Genomic DNA, 4,068 nt, shown 5'->3' with positions numbered 1-4,068 from the left:
GGGCAGGGTTTGGTTGCGGGGGCAGGATTTGAACCTGCGGCCTTCAGGTTATGAGCCTGACGAGCTACCGGGCTGCTCCACCCCGCGTTATCCAGGCGACGCTTGCGTCGTCCGTCCAGGTTTTTGCCTTATGGCAAAATACCGATTGCGCAAATCCATAGGATTTGTCGCGGCTACGTAAATCGCGTTGCGATTTACGGATCTGTGCCGAGCAAATTGCTGTGCAATTTGCCTCGTGTTTGTGTGGCACCGTGTGTTTGTGTGGCACCGTTAAAAGCAAAAGAGCCGCTTTTAGCGGCCCTTTGATCGGCTTTGGGCCGTTAGTTTTTCGTGATGAGAAGATTGAGTTTGTTTTCGCATGTAGCTTTCCGAAGCTTTCAGCTTCGGGCACATGCGTCTGAGTTGCGTTTAGCAGACCTGGCAGCGACCGACTCTCCCGCGTCTTAAGACGAAGTACCATAGGCGCTGGGGCGTTTCACGGCCGTGTTCGGAAAGGGAACGGGTGCAGCCACCCCGCCATAACCACCAGGTCAGCGAAGCGCAACTTGTGTGAGAAGCTGGATTTGGAGCGAATAGGGAATAGTGAGTAGCGAATAGATTTCGCTGCCGCCCTTTCGCTGGTTTTGAACACGTCTTTTAACCTTTCGCGGGGCACTGTCGGCCGGGGCCGCAAGCGCAAAGCGCGTCGCCGGTTGTCCGGCGCGCCGTCCGCAGCGCCATTGGCGCGTGAGGACAGAAGGTCTGGCACATCGATCCGGACAAACGCTTTAGCGTTTGCCGGGTGATGAGCATAGTCAATGAGAACGATCAAGCCAATCGAGCTATTAGTACCGGTAAGCTTCATGCGTTGCCGCACTTCCACACCCGGCCTATCAACGTGGTCGTCTTCCACGGCTCTGATAGGGAACACTCGTTTCCAGGTGGGTTTCCCGCTTAGATGCCTTCAGCGGTTATCCCGTCCATATATAGCTACCCTGCTATGCCCTTGGCAGGACAACAGGTCCACCAGAGATATGTCCATCCCGGTCCTCTCGTACTAGGGACAGATCCTGTCAATATTCCTACACCCACGGCAGATAGGGACCGAACTGTCTCACGACGTTCTGAACCCAGCTCACGTACCGCTTTAATTGGCGAACAGCCAAACCCTTGGGACCTGCTCCAGCCCCAGGATGCGATGAGCCGACATCGAGGTGCCAAACAACCCCGTCGATATGGACTCTTGGGGGTCATCAGCCTGTTATCCCCGGCGTACCTTTTATCCGTTGAGCGATGGCCCTTCCACGCGGGACCACCGGATCACTATGACCGACTTTCGTCTCTGCTCGACTTGTCAGTCTCGCAGTCAGGCGGGCTTATGCCATTGCACTCGACGAGCGATTTCCGACCGCTCTGAGCCCACCATCGCGCGCCTCCGTTACTCTTTCGGAGGCGACCGCCCCAGTCAAACTACCCACCATACACTGTCCCGGACCCGGATGACGGGCCGCGGTTAGACATCCATGACGATAAGGGTGGTATTTCAAGGATGGCTCCACAGAAACTGGCGTCCCTGCTTCAAAGCCTACCACCTATCCTACACATGCCGACACGAATGCCAGTGTAAAGCTATAGTAAAGGTGCACGGGGTCTTTCCGTCTGACCGCAGGAACCCCGCATCTTCACGGGGAATTCAATTTCACTGAGTCTGCGTTGGAGACAGCGGGGAAGTCGTTACGCCATTCGTGCAGGTCGGAACTTACCCGACAAGGAATTTCGCTACCTTAGGACCGTTATAGTTACGGCCGCCGTTTACTGGGGCTTCGATTCAAAGCTTGCACCTCTCCTCTTAACCTTCCAGCACCGGGCAGGCGTCAGACCCTATACGTCGTCTTGCGACTTCGCAGAGCCCTGTGTTTTTGATAAACAGTCGCTACCCCCTGGTCTGTGCCACCCCATCATACTTGCGTAAAATGGGGTCACGCTTCTTCCGAAGTTACGCGTGCAATTTGCCGAGTTCCTTCAACGCAGTTCTCTCAAGCGCCTTGGTATACTCTACCTGACCACCAGTGTCGGTTTCGGGTACGGTCTATACGGTGGAGCTATTTCCTGGAACCGCTCCGCTGCCCTGATAATCCAATAAACCAGAACAACTTGTGCGATCCGTCACTTCCACCAGGCCCACGAATATTAACGTGGTTCCCATCGACTACGCGTGTCCGCCTCGTCTTAGGGGCCGGCTAACCCTGTTCAGATTAACTTTAAACAGGAACCCTTGGTCTTTCGGCGAGAGGGTCTCTCACCCTCTTTATCGTTACTCATGTCAACATTCGCACTTCCGATACCTCCAGGAGCCCTCACGGGTCTCCCTTCATCAGCTTACGGAACGCTCCGCTACCACTCCTCTTAAAGAGGAATCCTCAGCTTCGGTGCATGGCTTTAGCCCCGTTACATTTTCGGCGCAAAGACCCTTATTTAGACCAGTGAGCTGTTACGCTTTCTTTAAATGATGGCTGCTTCTAAGCCAACATCCTGGTTGTTTTGGGATCCTCACATCCTTTCCCACTTAGCCATGACTTGGGGACCTTAGCTGGAGGTTAGGGTTGTTGCCCTTTTCACGACGGACGTTAGCACCCGCCGTGTGTCTGCCTGGTAGTACTTCCCGGTATTCGGAGTTTGGTTAGGATCAGTAAGACGGTGAGTCCCCATAGCCCATCCAGTGCTCTACCCCCGGGAGTATTCGCCAGACGCTCTACCTAAATAGATTTCGCGGAGAACCAGCTATTTCCGAGTTTGATTGGCCTTTCACCCCTAGCCACAAGTCATCCCAATCTATTGCAACAGATGCGGGTTCGGTCCTCCAGTTGGTGTTACCCAACCTTCAACCTGCTCATGGCTAGATCACTCGGTTTCGGGTCTAATGCAACGAACTATATCGCCCTATTCAGACTCGCTTTCGCTTCGCCTACACCTACCGGCTTAAGCTTGCTCGTTACACTAAGTCGTTGACCCATTATACAAAAGGTACGCCGTCAGGGTTGCCCCCTCCGACTGTTTGTAGGCATCCGGTTTCAGGTACTCTTTCACTCCCCTTGTCGGGGTGCTTTTCACCTTTCCCTCACGGTACTTGTTCGCTATCGGTCATGCACGAGTACTTAGGCTTGGAGAGTGGTCTCCCCATGTTCAGACAGGATTTCACGTGTCCCGCCCTACTCTAGGACATCAATGATATCTACGCGTACGGGGCTGTCACCCGCTACGGCCGAACTTTCCAGATCGTTCCGCTTTAATCACTGATGCCACTGGCCTGGTCCGCGTTCGCTCGCCACTACTTGCGGAGTCTCGGTTGATGTCCTTTCCTGCAGGTACTTAGATGTTTCAGTTCCCTGCGTTCGCTTCTTACCCCTATGTATTCGAAGGTAAGATACCTTATCACAATGCTTGGAAACCTGAGGCGCCTTCGACGCAGCGAATAGCCAATAGCGAGTAGCGAATAGTTTTTGAACCCTATTCGCTATTCGCTAAATCCTATTCGCTCATGCGCCAACGGCGCATCAGATTTTCCAAGCATTTAAGGTGGGTTGCCCCATTCGGAGATCCATGGATCAAAGCTCATTCGCAGCTCCCCACGGCTTTTCGCAGCGTATCACGTCCTTCATCGCCTGTGCATGCCAAGGCATCCACCAAATGCCCTTACGACACTTAATCGTTCTCATTGCCAATGCTCATCTTTAGTTGGATTTGGAATTCCTTGTCCTTCTCGCTTGCGCTCGAAGGGGTTCCAAATCTGACCATACGGCCAGCCCAACAATCTGGTTACCTTTTACAACCAGATCATTCAGATGCCATCGACGTGTTCGACAGGTCTGCTTTATTGGAGCTACGCCGAGCAGCCCACTTGCAGCCTGTCATAAGACCAGCTTCTCGAGATAAAATCCGGTGACGCGCGGTCAGGCAACGCCAATCCAGCACCCTGTCAGAAGCATTCCGAAGAATGCCAACAACAAGAATGCCTTAAGGACAAGCTTCCTTCCTACCTCCAGCCCCTCCACCACATCCGGCCGGCTAGGCCATCCATGGTTTCTTAAA

The 4,068-nt window shown here is 53.6% G+C and carries 1 tRNA gene and 2 rRNA genes; all 3 read right to left on the bottom strand.

Going from position 1 to position 4,068, the window contains the following annotated elements:
- Positions 1-10: 10 nt before the first annotated feature.
- The 3 genes from EV281_RS30920 to EV281_RS30910 all read right to left on the bottom strand — a co-directional run bounded on the left by EV281_RS30920 (position 11) and on the right by EV281_RS30910 (position 3,687).
- Positions 11-87 (bottom strand) — tRNA-Met (locus EV281_RS30920).
- Positions 88-415: 328 nt separating this feature from the next.
- Positions 416-530, bottom strand: a 5S ribosomal RNA gene (gene rrf, locus EV281_RS30915).
- Between the two features lie 273 nt (positions 531-803).
- A 23S ribosomal RNA gene (locus EV281_RS30910) occupies positions 804-3,687 on the bottom strand.
- Positions 3,688-4,068 lie beyond the last annotated feature (381 nt).

Source organism: Rhizobium sp. BK418 (assembly GCF_004341105.1).
GTDB lineage: Bacteria > Pseudomonadota > Alphaproteobacteria > Rhizobiales > Rhizobiaceae > Rhizobium.
Note: the sequence above shows the minus strand (reverse complement) of the source record. Positions and strands in the feature narration are given on the sequence as shown.